16 protein-coding genes and 1 pseudogene are annotated in these 17,926 nt (G+C 59.8%); 8 read left to right on the top strand and 9 right to left on the bottom strand.

Annotation, left to right across the window (positions count from 1 at the left end; genetic code table 11):
• Nucleotides 1-51: 51 nt before the first annotated feature.
• The 4 genes from IEX01_RS19085 (at nucleotide 52) to IEX01_RS19070 (ending at nucleotide 4,162) form a co-directional block, all read left to right on the top strand.
• Nucleotides 52-2,175: an alpha-galactosidase gene (locus tag IEX01_RS19085; RefSeq protein ID WP_188724366.1), complete on the top strand. Its 2,124-nt coding sequence runs from the start codon at nucleotides 52-54 to the stop codon at nucleotides 2,173-2,175.
• A gap of 57 nt (nucleotides 2,176-2,232) precedes the next feature.
• Nucleotides 2,233-3,495 carry an MFS transporter gene (locus IEX01_RS19080; protein ID WP_024556765.1) on the top strand — a complete coding sequence of 421 codons (1,263 nt, stop codon included), beginning with the start codon at nucleotides 2,233-2,235 and terminating at the stop codon, nucleotides 3,493-3,495.
• Between the two features lie 117 nt (nucleotides 3,496-3,612).
• On the top strand, nucleotides 3,613-3,882 hold the full coding sequence (locus IEX01_RS19075) for a type II toxin-antitoxin system ParD family antitoxin (protein WP_024556764.1): 270 nt from the start codon (nucleotides 3,613-3,615) through the stop codon (nucleotides 3,880-3,882).
• A complete protein-coding gene (locus IEX01_RS19070; RefSeq protein ID WP_024556763.1) occupies nucleotides 3,866-4,162 on the top strand; it encodes a type II toxin-antitoxin system RelE/ParE family toxin in 297 nt (98 codons plus the stop codon). The genes IEX01_RS19075 and IEX01_RS19070 overlap by 17 nt, the downstream gene beginning before the upstream one ends.
• Nucleotides 4,163-4,208: 46 nt before the next feature.
• Here the strand turns inward: IEX01_RS19070 and rhaM are convergent, their stop codons facing one another.
• From rhaM to rhaB, 9 genes are all read right to left on the bottom strand, one after another.
• A complete protein-coding gene (gene rhaM / locus IEX01_RS19065; protein WP_024556762.1) occupies nucleotides 4,209-4,523 on the bottom strand; it encodes an L-rhamnose mutarotase in 315 nt (104 codons plus the stop codon).
• The gene (gene fucO, locus IEX01_RS19060; protein ID WP_188724365.1) at nucleotides 4,520-5,668 is read right to left on the bottom strand and encodes a lactaldehyde reductase; all 1,149 of its coding nucleotides are present in this window, start codon (nucleotides 5,666-5,668) and stop codon (nucleotides 4,520-4,522) included. Before fucO ends, rhaM begins: the two co-directional genes overlap by 4 nt.
• Before the next feature lie 120 nt (nucleotides 5,669-5,788).
• Complete coding sequence (locus tag IEX01_RS19055) at nucleotides 5,789-6,793, bottom strand: ABC transporter permease (protein WP_024556760.1); 1,005 nt, start codon at nucleotides 6,791-6,793, stop codon at nucleotides 5,789-5,791.
• The gene (locus tag IEX01_RS19050) at nucleotides 6,790-7,794 is read right to left on the bottom strand and encodes an ABC transporter permease (RefSeq protein ID WP_024556759.1); all 1,005 of its coding nucleotides are present in this window, start codon (nucleotides 7,792-7,794) and stop codon (nucleotides 6,790-6,792) included. Before IEX01_RS19050 ends, IEX01_RS19055 begins: the two co-directional genes overlap by 4 nt.
• Complete coding sequence (locus tag IEX01_RS19045; protein ID WP_188724364.1) at nucleotides 7,794-9,305, bottom strand: sugar ABC transporter ATP-binding protein; 1,512 nt, start codon at nucleotides 9,303-9,305, stop codon at nucleotides 7,794-7,796. Before IEX01_RS19045 ends, IEX01_RS19050 begins: the two co-directional genes overlap by 1 nt.
• Nucleotides 9,306-9,434: 129 nt before the next feature.
• On the bottom strand, nucleotides 9,435-10,427 hold the full coding sequence (gene rhaS, locus IEX01_RS19040) for a rhamnose ABC transporter substrate-binding protein (RefSeq protein WP_188724363.1): 993 nt from the start codon (nucleotides 10,425-10,427) through the stop codon (nucleotides 9,435-9,437).
• A gap of 99 nt (nucleotides 10,428-10,526) precedes the next feature.
• Nucleotides 10,527-11,351 (bottom strand): rhamnulose-1-phosphate aldolase, encoded by an 825-nt coding sequence (gene rhaD / locus IEX01_RS19035; protein ID WP_048887619.1) that lies wholly within the window; start codon nucleotides 11,349-11,351, stop codon nucleotides 10,527-10,529.
• Between the two features lie 9 nt (nucleotides 11,352-11,360).
• Nucleotides 11,361-12,617 (bottom strand): L-rhamnose isomerase, encoded by a 1,257-nt coding sequence (locus tag IEX01_RS19030; RefSeq protein WP_188724362.1) that lies wholly within the window; start codon nucleotides 12,615-12,617, stop codon nucleotides 11,361-11,363.
• Nucleotides 12,614-14,086 carry a rhamnulokinase gene (gene rhaB / locus IEX01_RS19025; protein ID WP_188724361.1) on the bottom strand — a complete coding sequence of 491 codons (1,473 nt, stop codon included), beginning with the start codon at nucleotides 14,084-14,086 and terminating at the stop codon, nucleotides 12,614-12,616. The genes IEX01_RS19030 and rhaB overlap by 4 nt, the downstream gene beginning before the upstream one ends.
• Before the next feature lie 300 nt (nucleotides 14,087-14,386).
• Between rhaB and rhaS (IEX01_RS19020) the strand changes: the two are divergent.
• The 4 genes and pseudogenes from rhaS (IEX01_RS19020) to yiiM all read left to right on the top strand — a co-directional run bounded on the left by rhaS (IEX01_RS19020) (nucleotide 14,387) and on the right by yiiM (nucleotide 17,753).
• A pseudogene (gene rhaS / locus IEX01_RS19020) lies at nucleotides 14,387-15,138 on the top strand (HTH-type transcriptional activator RhaS).
• Nucleotides 15,139-15,211: 73 nt separating this feature from the next.
• Entirely contained in the window at nucleotides 15,212-16,066 is an 855-nt protein-coding gene (gene rhaR, locus IEX01_RS19015) for an HTH-type transcriptional activator RhaR (RefSeq protein WP_024556752.1), read from the top strand.
• 318 nt (nucleotides 16,067-16,384) lie between these two features.
• Nucleotides 16,385-17,005 (top strand): superoxide dismutase [Mn], encoded by a 621-nt coding sequence (gene sodA, locus IEX01_RS19010; protein ID WP_024556751.1) that lies wholly within the window; start codon nucleotides 16,385-16,387, stop codon nucleotides 17,003-17,005.
• 70 nt (nucleotides 17,006-17,075) lie between these two features.
• Nucleotides 17,076-17,753: a 6-hydroxyaminopurine reductase gene (gene yiiM, locus IEX01_RS19005; RefSeq protein WP_188724360.1), complete on the top strand. Its 678-nt coding sequence runs from the start codon at nucleotides 17,076-17,078 to the stop codon at nucleotides 17,751-17,753.
• Nucleotides 17,754-17,926 lie beyond the last annotated feature (173 nt).

Raw genomic sequence — 17,926 nt, 5'->3', positions numbered from 1 at the left:
CGAAACGTTTCGGATCAACAGTAAAAGCATACCTGAAACCGGAGATGCTTTATGGAAACGAGCTTCCACCGCCTGACCAGCACCGTTACCGATATTGTTGTTAAAACGCAGCCGTTTGCAGAAATTGTCTATTGGGGGCCGCATCTTGCCCACTTTTCGCCGCAGGATTGCGGCAGTTTGCTGCGTCCGGTGGCTAACGGGCGGCTTGACGTTGATTCGCCCGTCACGCTGATGGCGGAGCTGGGCCACGGGCTTTTCGGCTCGCCGGGCATTGAAGGGCACCGCAACGGGCTGGATGGCTCGCCGGTGTTCACCACTGTGGAGGTCCGCCAGCAGGGCGAGACGCTGATAATTTTCAGTGAAGACGCCAGCGCAGGCCTGCGGCTGCAAAGCGAACTGGTGTTGACGACAAGCGGCGTGCTGAAAGTGCGTCACGGCCTGACTAACCTGCGCGCCGGCGCCTGGCAGGTTAACCGGTTCGCCGTCACGCTGCCGGTAGCGGAGCGCGCCTTTGAGGTGATGGCCTTTCATGGCCGCTGGATCCGCGAGTTCCAGCCGCACCGCGTAACGCTAAGCCACGACGGCTTCGTGCTGGAAAACCGCCGTGGGCGCACCTCTCACGAGCATTTCCCGGCGTTAATCGCCGGGACGCAGAGCTTCGGCGAGCAGCACGGCGAGGTGTGGGGCGTGCATCTCGGCTGGAGCGGCAACCACCGGCTGAAGTGCGAAGTGAAAACCGACGGCCGCCGCTACCTGCAGGCCGAAGCGCTTTATCTGCCGGGCGAAATCGCGCTGGAAGAGGGCGAAACCCTGCACACGCCGTGGCTTTACGCCAGCCACTCGACGCACGGGCTGAACGGCATGAGCCAGCAGTTCCACCGTTTTCTGCGCGACGAGGTTATCCGCTTTCCTGATAACAAGCCGCGCCCGGTGCATCTCAACACCTGGGAGGGGATTTACTTCGATCATCAGCCTGAATACATCATGCAGATGGCGACCCAGGCCGCGTTGCTTGGCGTAGAGCGCTTTATCATCGACGACGGCTGGTTTAAAGGCCGCAACGACGACCACGCGGCGCTCGGCGACTGGTATCTCGACGAGCAGAAATACCCGAACGGGCTGATGCCGGTGATCAACCACGTTAAAGCGCTGGGTATGGAGTTCGGCATCTGGGTGGAGCCGGAGATGATAAACCCCGATTCCGACCTTTACCGGGCGCACCCGGACTGGGTGCTGGCGCTGCCGGGCTACCCGAAAACCACCGGACGCCACCAGTGGGTACTCAACCTGAACATCCCCGACGCGTTTGACTACCTGCTGGCGCGCATGAGCTGGCTGCTCGGCGAGCACCCGGTGGATTATGTGAAATGGGATATGAACCGCGAGCTGGTGCAGCCGGGGCACGAGGGCCGGGCGGCGGCGGATGCGCAAACGCGCCAGTTCTACCGCCTGCTCGATACGCTGCGCAACCGCTTCCCGAATATTGAGTTTGAGTCCTGCGCTTCCGGCGGCGGACGCATCGATTACGAAGTGCTGACCCGCAGCCACCGCTTCTGGGCTTCGGATAACAACGATGCGCTGGAGCGCAGCGCCATTCAGCGCGGCATGAGCTATTTCTTCCCGCCGGAGGTGATGGGCGCGCACATCGGCAACCGCCGCTGCCATGCGACCTTCCGCCAGCACAGCATTGAATTTCGTGGCCTTACCGCGCTGTTCGGCCATATGGGGCTGGAGCTGGACCCGGTCACAGCGGATGCCGAAGAGCAGGCGAGCTATCAACGCTACGCTGCGCTTTATAAACAGTGGCGCGAGCTTATCCATACCGGCGACCTGTGGCGCGTGGAGATGCCGGAGGCGTCCACCCAGGCGCAGGGCGTGGTCAGTCAGGACAAGCGACAGGGGCTGTTTTTGGTCAGCCAGTTGACGATGCCGGATTACACCCTGCCGGGCGCGCTTCGCGTGCCGGGGCTTGCGCCGGACGCGCGTTATCAGGTGCGGCTGGTGGATCACCCGAATATCGCCATTACCGGCGAAGGAGGACATACCATGCGCAAGCTGCCAGGCTGGATGAACGAGCCGCTGAGCGCGACGGGGGAATGGCTGGCGCAGGCAGGGTTGCAGCTGCCGGTGCTCGACCCGGAAAGCGCCATTCTGATTGCTTTTGAACGCGTGTGATGGTGGAGGCGCCGCCCGCGCGGCGCCGTAATGGTGTGCCTTTCGAGGATAACGATAATGACGACAACCGCCTGTACCTACAAAAACAACCCTAATTTCTGGATTTTCGGCCTCTTTTTCTTTTTCTATTTCTTCATCATGGCCACCTGCTTTCCGTTCCTGCCCATCTGGCTTTCGGACGTTATTGGCCTGAATAAAACCGATACCGGCATTGTGTTCTCCTGCATGTCGCTGTTCGCTATCGCCTTTCAGCCGGTGCTGGGCGTGATTTCCGACAAGCTGGGGCTGAAAAAACATCTGTTGTGGATTATCACCACCTTGCTGGTGCTGTTCGCGCCTTTCTTTTTGTGGGTGTTCGGGCCGCTTCTTAAGGTAAATATCTGGCTCGGCGCGCTGGCGGGCGGGCTGTACATCGGCTTTTGCTTCTCCTCCGGTTCCGGGGCGATTGAGGCGTATATCGAGCGCGTAAGTCGCAGCAGCGCGTTTGAGTACGGCAAAGCGCGCATGTTCGGCTGCCTTGGCTGGGGGCTGTGCGCCTCGACGGCGGGCATGCTGTTTAACGTCAACCCGGCAATGGTCTTCTGGATGGGCTCCGGCGCGGCGCTCATCCTGATGGCGCTGCTGCTTATCGCCCGTCCGCGCGCCAACCCGAACGCCCAGGTGATGAACGCGCTTGGCGCCAACCAGCCGCAGGTGACGGCGAAGATGGCGCTGGGCCTGTTTCGCCTGCCGAAGCTGTGGATGTTTATTCTTTATGTGATAGGCGTGGCCTGCGTATACGATGTTTTCGACCAGCAGTTCGCCACCTTCTTTAAATCGTTCTTCCCGACGCCGCAGGCAGGCACCCAGGCGTTCGGCTTCGCCACGACGGCGGGCGAGATGTGCAACGCCATCATCATGTTCTGCTCGCCGTGGATAATTAACCGCATCGGCGCGAAAAACACGCTGCTGATCGCAGGCGCTATTATGGCGACGCGCATCATCGGCTCGGCGTTCGCCACCACCGTTTATGAAGTTATCGCGCTGAAGATGCTGCACGCGCTTGAGGTGCCGTTCTTGCTGGTAGGCGCGTTTAAGTACATTACCGGCGTGTTCGATACCCGCCTGTCGGCCACCATTTACCTGATTGGCTTCCAGTTCGCCAAGCAGATGGCGGCGATTTTCCTCTCCGCCTTCGCCGGCAATATGTATGACCGGATAGGTTTCCAGGACACCTATCTGATTCTCGGCAGCATTGTGCTTGGGATCACGGTCGTTTCCGCGTTTACCCTCTCAAACCACCGGCCAGGGGTGGCGTTAAAAGAGACGGTGAAGGCGTGAGGCGTTAGTAAAGCGCAACCAGCCCGCATCAGCGGGCTTATTGCTCATCGCGACGTTGCACGGAAATTCAGCAAGCGATACTATTTGTAAGAATACTTCTTACAAAGGGTGGCATATATGGCGCGCACCATGACGGTAGATTTAGGCGATGAGTTGCGTGATTTTGTCGAATCGCTGATTGCCGCGGGAGATTATCGTACCCAAAGTGAGGTGATTCGGGATTCATTGCGTTTATTGCGTGAAAAGCAGGCTGGTTCTCGTCTTGCTCAACTTCGCGAGCAGCTTGCTGAAGGCGTAAACAGCGGCGAACCACAGGAATGGAAGCAGGATGCTTTCCTGGATTATCTTAAAGCCAGGGTTCGGCGTAATAATGAAGAAGCGGATTAAATTAACGCCAAAAGCGCATGAAGACATGGCAGCCATATGGTTATACGGTTTTGAGCGCTTTGGCGTGGCGCAAGCCGACAGCTATATAAAGCGTCTGTCGACCATGTTTGAGAATCTGGCCCGATATCAAATGGGTGTTAGACGAAAGGAATTGGGTTCTGGAATCTATTCTCAGGTTTGCGCCAGCCATGTTCTGTTTTTTACCCCGCAACCGGAAGCTATCGTTATTATTCGCGTCTTGCATCATTCCCAGGATGTGCTCAGTCACTTAGAGGCATAAAGCCGCATCCGCAATAAAAAGCCCGCATCAGCGGGCTTTTTGCGTCTCACTCCAGGTAAAACACCTCTTTGAGCTCCCGGCTGACCGGGCTGTTGTCCGGGTTGGCTGGCATAATCTCCCGCATGTGCCGCCACCAGCGCTGGCAGACGTCGGTATCCGCCACGGCGTTCCAGCGCGCTTCGCTCTCAATTTCCACGGTGGCGAACAGCAGGTTGCGCTCAGCGTCGAGGTAAATCGCATAATGATGCGCGCCGTGCTGTTTAAGCACCGCCTCCAGCTCCGGCCAGATGGGCGAGTGGCGGCGCTGGTACTCTTCATGAGCGCCGGGGTTGACCTGCATGACAAACGCTTTGCGGATCATAACGCCTCCAGATAAAGCTCGCGCACCTCTTCGCGGGTCGCGCGGCGTGGGTTACAGGGCGCGCACGGGTCCGCCAGCGCCTTATCAAGCCAGCCTTCGATATCCGCTTTGGTCACGCCAAGCTTACTGAAGCCGGAAGGGATGCCGACGCGGGCGGAGAGGGCGCGAATAGCGGCAATCGCCTGCTGGCTCGCCTGCTCGTCGCTCATGCCCTGGATATTGACGCCCATCGCCTGCGCCACGCGGGCGAAGCGCGCCACCGCGCTCGGGCGGTTAAAGTTTTCGATGACAGGCAGCAGGATGGCGTTGCAGACACCGTGCGGCAGGTTATGCGTCGCGCCAGGCTGGTGGGCCAGCGCGTGCACCAGCCCTAAGCCCGCGCTGTTAAAGGCCATACCCGCCAGATACTGGCCGTAAGCCATCATTTCACGCGCTTCGAGGTTATGCCCCTCCTCCACCGCTTTCGGCAGCCACTGGCTAATCAGGCGAATCGCTTCCAGCGCGTTGGCGTCGGTCAACGGGTGCGCGCCCACGGAAACATACGCCTCCACCGCGTGGGTCAGCGCATCCATGCCGGTGGCGGCGGTTACCGCGGCGGGAATATCCAGCATGACGCTTGCGTCATCCACGGCGATATCGGGAATAATGTTCGGGTCGATAATCACCTCTTTTACCTGGCGTTCGGCGTTGATGATCACCGCGTTGCTGGTCATTTCGGCGGCGGTGCCCGCCGTGGTGTTGATGGCGACCAGCGGCACGCCGGCATGGGTTACTTTGCCGATGCCGGAATAATTCGTTGAAGGGCCGGGGTTGGCGGTCAGAATTTTAATCGCCTTGGCGGTGTCTATCGGGCTGCCGCCGCCAAAGGCTATCAGGTAATCGCATTCGGCGTTCCGGTAAGCGTCGTAACCCTGCTGCACCAGCGCCTCAGTGGGGTTCGGGAAAACCGCGTCGAACAGTTCATAAGAGAGTTGATGCGCATCCAGCGCGGCGAAAAGGCTCTCCAGCAGGCCCAGTTTCACCAGGTGCCCGTCGGTGACAATCAGCGCCTTGCCCCACGACTTGCCCGCCACCAGTTTCACCATGTCGCCAATAGCGCCTGCGCCATGCAGGCTGATTTTCGGTAACGCCAGCATAAAGCTCATGATACTTCTCCTTAACGTTGATTTTGGGAAATCGTTTCCCCTCACCCTGTTCCTTTGGGTTAAAGGCGGGTGGCGCTTCGCTGACCCGCCTTACGCCTGCCGCACTGGCCGGGTGAGGAGTTAAATGCGTCTTCGCGCCATCAGGCGGCGGGTGATGATCGGCAGCGTTATCACCGTAATCAGCATCAGGCCGACGATAATCGACATCACAATGCCCGGCACGTTGAGCAGGCTCAGGCCAAAGGTCAAGAGCCCCATCAGGAAGGCGGCGATAATCACGCCCCCCATGCTGCCCGAGCCGCCAAGAATATTGACGCCGCCCAGCACCGCCATGGTCACCACGCTAAGCTCCCAGCCGAGCGCGATGGTTGGGCGCGTGCTGCCGAGCCGTGATGTCAACAGCACCGCCGCAAGCCCGGCCATCAACCCCACCAGCGCGAAGAGGATCAGGTTATGGCGCTTGACGTTAATGCCGGAAAACCAGGCGCCGGTCGGGTTGTTGCCGATGGCGTAGGTGCGGCGGCCAAAGTTGGTTTTATGCAGCAGAAACCAGAAAATGGCGGCCAGCACCAGGAAGAGCGCAAATTCAAACGACAGCGCGCCCCAGACATACCCCTGGCCGAACCAGGCGAAGCTCTCCGGGTAGTGGTTTAGCGCCTGGTCGCCCAGCAGAATGTAGGTAATGCCGCGATACAGGCTCATGGTGCCGATGGTGATGACAATCGACGAGAGGTTAAAGCGCGTCACCAGCACGCCGTTGAACAGCCCGCACAGCAACCCCACGGCAAGCCCCACGCCGACCAGCAGCGGCGTGCCGATGCCAGCCTGGGCGCAAAAGCCCATCACCGTGGAGCTGAGCGCCATGGTGGAGGCGACGGAAAGGTCGATTTCGCGCGCGATAATCAGCATCGCCATCGGCAGCACGATGATCGCCTTTTCGGTGAAGTTGAAGGTGGCGTCGGAGAGGTTCCAGATATTAAGAAAGTAGGGCGACGCCAGCGCGTTACCGATAAAAACCAGCAGCGTTACCGCCAGCAGAAAACCCTCCCACCCCAGCAGGCGGCGAAAGAATGACGGCGCGGCGGCAGGGGACGCTGTCGGCGCAGAGATAAGGATCTTACTCATGGTTTCACCGCCTCTTTTTGACGAGAAAGCGCGACGTCGCGCAGGATGAGCCGTCCTTTGCGTTTATTGCTGCGCTCGTTGAGCAAGACAGCGATAACAATCACCAGGCCTGAGATGGCCATCTGCCAGAAAGGCGAGACGCCGATTACCGGCAGCGCGTTGTTAATTACGCCAAGGAACAACGCGCCGAACAGGCAGCCCATCACCCGGCCGATGCCGCCCATGGTGCTGATGCCGCCGATGACGCAGGCGGCGACCACCTGCAACTCAAAGCCGTTCGCCACATCCACATAGGCGACGGCGAAGCGTGAGATCCACAGATAGCCGCAGAACCCCGCCAGCGCGCCGGAAAGGCAAAAGCTGACGAACTGCATTTTCCCGGCGTTAATGCCGGTGTAGTAGGCCGCCGTGGCGTTGCCGCCTGCGGTGTAAAGCGCCCGTCCGGTGCGGCTGTAGCGCAGGAAATAGCTCACCAGAATGAGCGCGGCGATAGCGCACCAGCCCAGCAGCGGCAGCCCCAGCACCGGGGTGCGCGGCAGGCCGAGAAAATCCGGACTCATCTGGTGGGCGTTGATCCAGCCGCCGTCGGAGAGCAGAAAGATAATCCCGCGATAAATGCTCATGGTGCCGAGCGTCACCACAATCGCCGGAATGCCGAGCTTCCAGACCAGCAGGCCGTTGATTAGCCCCATCATTAAGCCAAGCCCGGTGGCGAGCAGCAGCAAAGCCCAGACCGGGATAGCCGGATAGTGGAAATTCAGCAGGGCGACGATCATGCCGGTGAGCGCCAGGTTGGCGGCCATCGAGAGATCGATGCCTTTGGTGAGCAGCACCATCATCTGCCCGAGGGCGAGGATTATCAGAATGGCGGTGTCGTTAAACATCTCCAGCAGGTTCGCCGGGCGCAAAAACGACGGCACGCGGCTGCCGATGACCAGCAGCATCAGTACAATCACCAGCCCGAGCAACGCCTCGCGGTGCCTGAGTAATTTCTGCATCATCATGCCGCCTCCTGACCCGCGCCGCTGGCGGCGCTGACAATGTTCTCGGCGGTGGCTTTGCCCGCGCCGTATTCCGCCGCCATCAGCCCTTCGTGCATTACGATGATGCGGTCCGCCATGCCCATCACTTCCGGCAGCTCGGACGAGACCATAATCACCGCCAGCCCCTGGCTTACCAGCTCCGACATAAACTGATGCACCGCGGCTTTCGAGCCGATGTCGATGCCTTTGGTGGGCTCATCCAGAATGATGACGGTGGGCTGGGTGGCAAGCCATTTGCCAATGACCACCTTTTGCTGGTTGCCGCCGGAGAGCGTCTCCACCGGCTGGCGCCAGCTGAAGGCTTTAACCTGCAAGCGGCGGGCGTACTCTTCGGCAAGCTGCCACTCGCGGTCGTCATGCAGAATGCCGTTGGGGTTCAGCCGCTTAAGCTGCGGCAGGCTAATGTTCTGGCTGATGGGCAGCTCGATAATCGCCCCCTGTTTCTGGCGCTCTTCCGGCACGCAGACAATGCCCGCTTCGATGGCGTCCGCCGGCTGGCGGAACTGCGCCGTTTTGCCGTTAAGGATGATTTCGCCGCTGGCAGGGCGCGTCACCCCGCACAGCGCCTGCATAAGCTCGGTGCGCCCGGCGCCCACCAGCCCGTAGAAGCCGAGGATTTCGCCTTTGCGCAGCGAAAAGCTGATATGGGCAAACTCTGTCGGATGGCAAAGGTCTTTGACCTCCAGCACCGTTTCGCCCGGTTCGCAGGCCACTTTCGGGTAGGTTTGCGTGATGGCGCGCCCCACCATCATCGCCACCATTTTCTCTTCGGTGATGCCGGCAATGTCGCCTGCGCTGACAAACGCGCCGTCGCGCAGGATGGTGTAGTGGTCCGCCAGTTCGAAAATTTCATCGAACTTGTGCGAGATAAACAGGATGGCTTTGCCTTCCTGCTTCAGGCGCTCGACAATCTGATAAAACTCCAGGATCTCATGCTGGGAGAGGGCGGCGGTGGGCTCATCCAGAATCACCACCTGCGCGTCGAAAGAGAGCGCCCGGGCAATCGCCACCATATGCCGCTGGGCGATGCTTAAGGTTTTCAGCACCGCGCGCGGGTCGATATTCACCTCAAGGCGCCGCAGGATATCGCGCGCCTGCTGGTGCATGGCGGCCCAGTCGAGCTTTTTAAATAGCCCGCGATACAGATAGTGGCCGACGAAAATGTTCTCTGTCACGGTGAGCTCGTCAAACAGCACCGTTTCCTGATGGATGGCGGTGATGCCGACCTTGTGCGCCGCTTCCGGGTTGGGCAGGCTGATGGGAATCGCTTTGTAGAGCAGTTCGCCCGCGTCCGGCTGGTAAATGCCGGTCATTACCTTGACCAGCGTGGATTTGCCCGCGCCGTTTTCGCCAATCAGCGCCGTCACGCGACCGGGCCAGAGATCGAGCTGTACGTTCTCAAGCGCACGCACCCCAGGGAAAACCTTGGTGATGCCCTTAAGCGACAGCAGAGGGGTGGATGCCGTCATGCTGATGCTCCTTTTTCTGAGCGACCATAGCCGCGGCGTTTTTCGCCAACGCGTCTACGGTCAGGAGGTTGCAGGGTGGGTAAGCGACGCGCCACCCACCGTTCAGTGGCCTTGTTCGGCCGTACCGCCTCAGAAAATCTTCGAGAACTTATCAATATTGCTGGCATCGTAGACGAACGGCTCCGCCATCGCCCCGTTGCCTTCGGCATCGAGCTTCACTTTGCCGAGCTTGCCCATGCTCGCTTCGGTTTTGGTCGCCGACCCTTTCACCAGGTCATCCGCCAGATAGGTCGCCGCATAGCCAAGATCGATAGGGTTCCAGATGGCGAAGCTTTTCGACGCGCCCGATTTCACCGCCCCGGCCATTTCAGACGGCAGCCCCAGGCCCGTCACGTAGACCTGGCCGATTTTGCCCTGGTCTTTCACCGCCTGCGCCGCCGCCACAATCCCCACCGAGGAGGGTGAGACGATCACTTTCAGGTTGGGGTAAGACTTCAGCAACCCCACCGCTTCGCGGTAGCTTTTATCAGAAAGGTCGTCGCCATAGGCCACCGTCACCAGGTTGACCGACGGGTAGTTCGGCAGCACCTTTTTCATCTCGGCAATCCAGGTGTTCTGGTTCGTCGAGGTGGGGGTGGCGCTTAAAATCGCCACGTCGCCTTTTTCGACGTTCAGCGCTTTCAGCGCGTCGGCGGCGAGCCTGACGTTGGTTTCGCCAATCAGCGCGTTGTTGGAGGGGTTGAGGTGGATCTGGCGGCCCTCTTTCGCCACGCCGGAATCCCAGGAGACGACCTTAATGCCGCGCTGCATCGCTTTTTTCAGCACCGGCACCACAGCGTCGGGATCGTTGGCGGAGATGGCGATCGCGTCCACACCCTGGGCGATCAGTCCGTTAAGCACTTCGATCTGCGCTTCGGTGGTGGTGGTGGTGGGGCCGGTGTAAATGACTTTCACATCCCCCAGTTCTTTAGCGGCTTCCTGAGCCCCTACGTTCGCTGCTTCGAAAAACCCGTTGCCGAGTGATTTCGCCACCAGGGCGATTTTCACTTCGGCCAGGGCGGAACCGGACAACGCCAGGGTGGCAACGGTGAGTGTACAACCTAAAATCGCTTTTATTTTCATTTGCTTGTACTCCACGTAGTGACGCAGTTTGCAGGTAGAGAGGTTCACGATCGTCTAAGGCCGCCCTGTGGCGACCTGAGCGTCGGGCGATGTTGTTATTTAAAGGGCAATGGCGCCGGCGTGCGGGGTAACGCCGAAACGCTCCCCCAGCGCAATTAATTCTTCACGGGTAATGGTCTGTTTCATACCCCCCATAGCGATGACTTTGACCAGGATTTCCGCCGACTTTTCCGCGGTGTCGATAAGGCCGAAGGCGTCATCCAGCGTCGGGCCGGTGCCGAAAATGCCGTGGTGCGGCCACAGCACCAGGGTGTGGGTTTTCATCTGTTCCGAGGTGGCGGTGCCGATGCCGTCGGTGCCCGGCACCATCCACGGCACGATGCCGACGCCGTCGGGGAAGACCACCAGGCACTCGGTGCTGCCTTCCCACAGCATGCGGGTGAAGCGTGCTTCATTAAGCTCCAGCACGAAGCTCAGGGCGATAAGATTGGTGGCGTGGCAGTGCATGATCACCCGGTCTTTGCCGCCGGAAACCGCCTTGCGCACCGCGTGCGACTGGAAGTGCGAAGCAAGCTCTGAGGTCGGCAGGCCGCCGTTGGTCAGCCCCCAGTGGAGGTGATAGGCCATGCCGTCGTCGGTGATTTGCAGCAGCACCAGCGTGTCCGCCGGGTCGAGCTGCACGTTGCGGAAAAATTTTCCCGAGCCGGTGACCAGGAACCAGCAGCCCGCCAGCTCCGGGCGGGGTTCGCTCAGCTCCACGCAGCGCGGCTGCGGGTAAAACTCGTTGCGATAAGGCTCCACGTCGGCGGCCTCCAGGCGCAGGCTCACGTTGCCGCCGTTACGCTCGTCCCAGCCCTTCAGCCACATATCGCTGGTGGCTTTCACCATACCCTGTACGAACCAGGAAGAAAGAATGCGTTGCATGAGTGCTCCTTAGCGCTTGCTTAAGACGTGTTGTTCATAGTGACGGACGGCGGTAAGCCAGGCGGCGTCGGCCGGGGCGTCGTGCTGCTGGCAGTACATCTCCCAGACCGCCTGCCACGGCAGCGATTTTTGCTCTTCCAGCAGCGCCAGGCGGCCGGTGTAATCGCCTTCCCGCTCCAGCTGGCGCAGCAGGGCGGTAGGCTCCAGCAGCGCGCGCAGCAGCGCTTTTTTCATGTTGCGGGTGCCAATCACCCAGGCGGCGATGCGGTTGATGGAGGCGTCGAAGAAATCCAGGCCGATGTGCACGCGGTCGAAGAGGTCGTGGCGGATAATTTCGCTGGCGATGGCCTGGGTTTCGTCATCCAGCAGCACGACGTGATCGCTGTCCCAGCGCACCGGGCGGCTGACGTGCAAAAGCAGGCGCGGCACGTAGAGCATCGCGCTGGAGATTTTGTCGGAGATAACTTCAGTCGGGTGAAAATGACCGGCGTCCAGGCAAAGTGCGGTCTGGCGACTGGCGGCGTAACCCAGACAGAACTCGTTGGAGCCGACGGTGTAGCTTTCCGCGCCGATGCCGAACAGCTTGCTCTCCACGGCGTCAATATGGTGCGCCGGGTTAAGCTTTTCGCTAATCACCTCATCCAGCGCCGACAGCAAGCGTTGACGCGGCGCCAGACGGTCCACCGGCATATCCTTCATGCCGTCCGGGATCCAGATATTCATCACCGACGGGGTGCCGAGCTGCTCGCCGAAGTACGCGGAAACGCGGCGGCTCGCCTGGCAGTGCTCAATCCAGAACTGACGAATTTCCGGGTTGGCGTGCGAAAGGGTAAAGCCGTCGGCGCTCAGCGGGTGCGAAAAGCAGGAGGGGTTGAAGTCGAGCCCCAGCTGTTGTTTTCTCGCCCACGCGACCCAGTTTTCAAAGTGCTGCGGCTTGATCTCGTTGCGCGCCACCGGGGCGTCGGCTTCCCGATAAATAGCGTGCAGATTAAGGCGCTTCGGTCCTGGGATCAGGCGCATCGCCTGTTCGAGGTCGGCGCGCAGTTCATCGGCGTTGCGCGCTTTGCCCGGGTAGTTGCCGGTGGCCTGAATGCCGCCGGTCAGCCCGCCCTGCGGGTTCTCAAACCCGGCGACGTCATCGCCTTGCCAGCAGTGCATGGAGACCGGCAGGCGGTCGAGCTGGCGCAGCGCCTCGTCGGCGTCAACCCCGACGGCGACGAAGCGCTGTTTCGCCAGTTCCCAGGCCTGATGAATGTGAGTGGTCATGCGCAAAGCTCCTTACGTGTTTTTGGGTTGTGCTGAAACTGCGCAACGAAGCGGGCAATTTCGCTGTCTGTACGGGGAAGAAACGCCTCCTGCGGCTGGCTGGCGGCGATGAGCCGGCGGAAATCATCCACATCCGCTATTTCATCAAGCGCCATCAGCTGGCAGCCGATATTGCCAAGGGTGGAGGCTTCCACCGGCCCGGCGGTAACCGGGATGCCGCAGGCGTCGGCGCAAAGCTGGTTTAAGAAGCGGTTCTGGCTGCCGCCGCCCACGATATGCAGACGGGTAAAGGGCTTGCCGCGAAGCTGCGCCAGCTCCTGCAGGACCTGCGCATACAGCAGCGCCAGGCTGTCGAAGATGCAGCGCGCCAGCTCCGCCGCGCTTTGCGGGACGGGCTGGCCGCTTTCCCGGCAGGCGGCCTGAATTTCGTCGCTCATGCTCTGCGGATTGATAAAGCGGTCGTCGTTGGGGTTAATCACAAACCGACAGGCCGGAAGCTGCTGCGCCTGCTGGATAAGCCCCGGCAGGTCGCTCACGTTCTGTTCTTTGGTTACGCGTTGCAGCAGCCACAGCCCCATAATGTTTTTCAGCACGCGGTAGCGCCCTTGCGCGCCGCCTTCGTTGGTGATGTTGGCGGCCAGCGCCTGCTCGCTGGCGTACGGGGTGCTGCTCTCAAAACCCATCAGCGACCAGGTGCCGGAGGAGATCCAGGCGGCGTCGCTATCCTGCAAAGGCGCGGCGATAACCGCGCTGGCGGTATCGTGAGTGGCGACGCACACCACCGGCACAGACCGGCCTTCACGGCAAACCCAGTGGCCGATAACCTTGCCCGGACGGGTGGGCGCGCCAAACCAGCGCGTCGGCACGCCCGCCCACGCCAGCAGCGTTTCATCCCAGGCGCCGGTGTGAATGTTGATCAGTTGCGTGGTGGTGGCGTTGGTGTATTCCCAGTTCAGCTCGCCGGTAAGGCGGTAGCAGAGGTAGTCGGGCATCAGCAGCGCGTGCTCGGCCTGCGCCAGCAGTTCCGGTTGCTGTTCGGCGAGCGCGCGTAGCTGATAGAGCGTGTTAAACGGTAGAAACTGAATGCCGGTGCGACGATAGATAGCTTCGCGGCCCAGTTCTGCGCATGCCCGCAGCATCACCCCTTCCGTGCGGCTGTCGCGATAGGAAACCGGCAGCCCGACGCGGTTGCCCGCTTTATCCAGCAAGACGAAATCCACGCCCCAGGTGTCGATGCCGATACTGTCGATAGCGTTTGCTTCATCGCAGGCTTTCTGCAACCCAATACGTATCTCGCCCTCCAGCACGTCCACGTCCCAGGTAGCAAAGCCTTCAAGAGGCTTAAGGCTGTTGGCGAAGCGGTGGATTTCGCGCAGTTGCAGGCCGCAGGTCGCGCTGTCGTAACGCGCCAGCATCACGCGACCGCTGGAGGCGCCCAGGTCAACGGCAACGCTATGGCGAAGAGTCATGGCGGGTATCCTTGTCTGAATCGTTACCCGCAGTTTAAAAAGGCGCGCAGCCCGTTACCTTCACGTTACTGACAGCGCGAAACCGCGGCTGGCAACAGAACAAAGGTAAACGTGAGGGATTTCACAGTTCAGCGTTTAGAGGGCGAAGCATGGCCCTGTGAGCTTCGCCGCATTTCTGGATCTTTCCTGTCGTTTCTTAAAAAACGTGCGCAGTTTGCGCGTTTTCCTGTCGGAAATTTAAGGTGAGGCGCCGGGCGGTTAACTACTATCACGCTACTTTCTGGTGCGAAGGAGGCGAACATGACGGTCTTATACGGCGCTGATTTTTTCCCGTCGGGCAATGCCACGGTAGCGATTGAACCGCGGCTGCCGCAGGCGGCGTTTCCAGAACATCATCACGACTTCTGGGAAATCGTGATTGTTGAGCACGGCACCGGTACTCATATTTTCAACGGCCAGCCCTATACGCTAAGCGGCGGTTCCGTTTGCTTTGTGCGCGACCACGACCGGCACCTTTTTGAGCACACCGAAAACCTCTGTCTGACGAACGTGCTTTACCGCGCGCCGGATGCGTTTTCGTTTATCGCCGGGCTGGAGCGGCTGCTGCCGCAGGAGCAGGACGGCAACTACGCCTCTCACTGGCGGGTGGGCCAGCAGGTGTTGCAGCAGGTGCGCGGGCTTATCGAACAGATAGAAGCGCTGGGCGAAGCCGCCGATACCCCCGCCATCGCTAACCGCGAGATCCTCTTTATGCAGTTGCTGATTTTGCTGCGTAAGAGCAGCCTGGCGGAAAACAGCGGCAAAGCTGACGAGCGGCTTAATCAGATGATCGCCTGGCTTGAAGACCATTTCGCCGAGGAGGTGTGCTGGGAGCAGCTCGCCGATAAATTCAGCCTCTCCCTCAGAACGCTGCACCGGCAACTGAGAGCGTGACCGATATTGCTTACCAGTGCGGCTTTGGCGACAGCAACCATTTCTCCACGCTGTTTAAGCGCGAGTTCTGCTGGTCGCCGCGCGAAATTCGTCTTGGGCGCGACTGCCCGTTTCAGTAACGCGAGACAAATCACCCTCTTACGCGCCAAAAACGTCGATACTTTCTGACTATTTAGCTTCCAGGGGCGTGTTGTGGCCGACCAGGTAATCCTCAAAAAAGATGACTTTTTCGCCACCGCCGTCCAGGCCGTCGCGGTGGCGGATCGCTATCCGCAAAATGTCTTCGCCGAGCATTCCCACGACTTCTGCGAACTGGTGCTGGTGTGGCGCGGCAATGGCCTGCACGTGCTTAACGACCGGCCCTGGCGCATCACCTGCGGCGATCTCTTTTACATTCGCGCCGAAGACCGCCACAGCTATCAGGCGGTGAACGACCTGGTGCTGCATAACATCATCTATTGCCCCGAGCGGCTGCGCCTCAACGTGGACTGGGCGGAGCTTTTGCAACCGCCGCGCGGCAGCGAAGCGCGCTGGCGGCTGGGAAGTCAGGGGATGGCGCAGGCGCGCCAGCTCATCAACCAGCTGGAGCATGAGAGCGTGAAGCCCGATGCGCTGTCGCAGTGTCTGGCGGAGAGCCTCTTTTTGCAGCTTTGCATCACGCTGCGCCGCCACCGTTATCAGCCCGCCGACGACGCGGCGACGGAGCAGGGCGAAACGCTCGATCTGCTTATCGCCGCGCTCGGTAAAAGCCTGGAAACGGATTTTGACCTGGCGCGTTTTTGCGAGCGTCACCAGGCGCCGGAGCGGCCGCTGCGCCAGCTTTTCCGCCAGCAGACCGGCATGACCATCAGCCAGTACCTGCGTCAGCTGCGCATCTGCCAGGCGCAATATCTGCTTCGCCATACCGAGATGCTGATTAGCGATATCGCCTCGCGCTGCGGCTTCGAAGACAGCAATTACTTCTCGGTGGTGTTTACGCGTGAGACGGGCGTAACGCCGCGCGTATGGCGCCAGCAGTTCGGCGTTTCTCTTAATAAAGCGTCGTAAGGCCCTGTTTCATAATTTGTTTCACGTAAATGAGTGTGAAGCATGGCCGGAGTTAAAAGTTTTCCGAAAAATTAAGAAGCAAGCGCCATATCACCAGAAGAGCTGCAAGCCCCGCTTCAGGCGGGTAAACGGCGCTTCGCACAGGCAAGTGGGTTACGCTGCGCTGCGCCAATTCCAGGCATTAGAAAGAAAATTTATAACCTTATTAAAACTGCGGCATTGATAAACATTTTCAATATCACTTAATTAACTATAATGAACCCACTGCTTACGCGGCGTTAACACCCCTCTGCCGCCCGACAATAAATGGAGATGATTATGAGCTATACACTGCCTTCCCTGCCGTATGCTTACGACGCCCTGGAACCGCATTTCGACAAGCAGACGATGGAAATCCATCACACCAAACATCACCAGACTTACGTTAACAACGCCAACGCGGCGCTGGAAAGCCTGCCGGAATTCGCTAACCTGCCGGTGGAAGAGCTGATCACCAAACTGGATCAGGTGCCGGCTGACAAGAAAACCGTTCTGCGTAACAACGCAGGCGGCCACGCTAACCACAGCCTGTTCTGGAAAGGCCTGAAAAAAGGCACCACCCTGCAGGGCGACCTGAAAGCGGCTATCGAGCGCGACTTCGGCTCCGTTGAGAAATTCAAAGAAGAGTTCGAAAAAGCGGCGGCTACCCGTTTCGGCTCCGGCTGGGCGTGGCTGGTTAAGCAGGGCGATAAGCTGGCCGTGGTTTCCACCGCTAACCAGGATTCTCCGCTGATGGGCGAAGCTATCTCCGGCGCTTCCGGCTACCCGATCCTGGGCCTGGACGTGTGGGAGCACGCTTACTACCTGAAATTCCAGAACCGTCGTCCGGACTACATCAAAGAGTTCTGGAACGTGGTGAACTGGGACGAAGCGGCTGAGCGTTTCGCTTCTCAGAAATAAGATTGCAAAATGACCGCTAAGAAGCGAGCCTGATGGCTCGCTTTTTTTATATCCGCATAAGGAGGCGCGAATGGAGTATCCCGTAACCGTTTTTATCGGCAAGGTGCGTGAGTATGAAGGCTCGCGGCCCAGCGCCATCGGCAAAGTGCAGGTGGAGGGCGAATTATCCCTGACCGACCGCGGGCTGGTGGGCGACCAGCAGGCAGAGAAAAAGATCCACGGCGGACCGGACCGGGCGCTATGCCACTATCCGCGCGAGCATTATGAGCAGTGGGCGCGGGAGTTTCCCGAGCAGGCGGCGTGGTTTGTCGCTCCCGCTTTTGGCGAAAACCTCTCCACCGTCGGGCTTACGGAAGCGAATGTCTTTATCGGCGATATCTTTCAGTGGGGCGACGCGCTGATTCAGGTCACCCAGCCGCGATCGCCCTGCTTCAAAGTGAATTTTCACTCTGGTATCGGCGACCTTTCCGGTCTGATGCAGGAGAAAACGCGCTGCGGCTGGCTTTACCGGGTCATTGCAGAAGGCAAGGTTGCCGCCGACGCGCCGCTGGCGTTAGTGTCGCGCGTAAGCGGCGTTTCGGTAAAAGAGGCCGCCGCCATCGCCTGGCACAACCCATTCGACGATGAGCAGTACCATCGCTTGCTGAGCGCCGCCGGGCTTTCTGCCAGCTGGGCGAAAACCATGCAGAAGCGGCGTCTTAGCGGCAAGATAGAAAGCTTTTCGCGCAGGTTGTGGGGCAGAGGGTAAGTTGCTGCCAGGGCGGCTGGTTTTACAGCATGAGGCTTGCCGTTTTATCAGAGGCTAACCATCATCACCTCAATTTCAGCCGATTTGAGGTGAAGGTGAGAGTCACTGAGGATGCTTCACCCTTGCAGGCCTGTTTCCGCAGGGCGGGTAAGCACAGCGCCACCCGCCGTTAA

Source organism: Franconibacter daqui, from assembly GCF_014644275.1.
GTDB classification, from domain to species: Bacteria; Pseudomonadota; Gammaproteobacteria; order Enterobacterales; family Enterobacteriaceae; genus Franconibacter; species Franconibacter pulveris.
This window is presented reverse-complemented; position numbering and strand designations above follow the sequence as displayed.

Excerpts from the sequence above, each read along its gene's own strand:
- IEX01_RS19055 (WP_024556760.1), bottom strand. The coding sequence starts at position 6,793 with ATGAGTAAGATCCTTATCTCTGCGCCGACAGCGTCCCCTGCCGCCGCG.
- IEX01_RS19085 (WP_188724366.1), top strand. The coding sequence starts at position 52 with ATGGAAACGAGCTTCCACCGCCTGACCAGCACCGTTACCGATATTGTT.
- yiiM (WP_188724360.1), top strand. The coding sequence starts at position 17,076 with ATGGAGTATCCCGTAACCGTTTTTATCGGCAAGGTGCGTGAGTATGAA.
- sodA (WP_024556751.1), top strand. The coding sequence starts at position 16,385 with ATGAGCTATACACTGCCTTCCCTGCCGTATGCTTACGACGCCCTGGAA.
- IEX01_RS19080 (WP_024556765.1), top strand. The coding sequence starts at position 2,233 with ATGACGACAACCGCCTGTACCTACAAAAACAACCCTAATTTCTGGATT.
- IEX01_RS19050 (WP_024556759.1), bottom strand. The coding sequence starts at position 7,794 with ATGATGCAGAAATTACTCAGGCACCGCGAGGCGTTGCTCGGGCTGGTG.
- IEX01_RS19070 (WP_024556763.1), top strand. The coding sequence starts at position 3,866 with ATGAAGAAGCGGATTAAATTAACGCCAAAAGCGCATGAAGACATGGCA.
- rhaM (WP_024556762.1), bottom strand. The coding sequence starts at position 4,523 with ATGATCCGCAAAGCGTTTGTCATGCAGGTCAACCCCGGCGCTCATGAA.
- IEX01_RS19075 (WP_024556764.1), top strand. The coding sequence starts at position 3,613 with ATGGCGCGCACCATGACGGTAGATTTAGGCGATGAGTTGCGTGATTTT.
- IEX01_RS19030 (WP_188724362.1), bottom strand. The coding sequence starts at position 12,617 with ATGACCACTCACATTCATCAGGCCTGGGAACTGGCGAAACAGCGCTTC.
- fucO (WP_188724365.1), bottom strand. The coding sequence starts at position 5,668 with ATGAGCTTTATGCTGGCGTTACCGAAAATCAGCCTGCATGGCGCAGGC.
- rhaD (WP_048887619.1), bottom strand. The coding sequence starts at position 11,351 with ATGCAACGCATTCTTTCTTCCTGGTTCGTACAGGGTATGGTGAAAGCC.
- rhaB (WP_188724361.1), bottom strand. The coding sequence starts at position 14,086 with ATGACTCTTCGCCATAGCGTTGCCGTTGACCTGGGCGCCTCCAGCGGT.
- IEX01_RS19045 (WP_188724364.1), bottom strand. The coding sequence starts at position 9,305 with ATGACGGCATCCACCCCTCTGCTGTCGCTTAAGGGCATCACCAAGGTT.
- rhaS (WP_188724363.1), bottom strand. The coding sequence starts at position 10,427 with ATGAAAATAAAAGCGATTTTAGGTTGTACACTCACCGTTGCCACCCTG.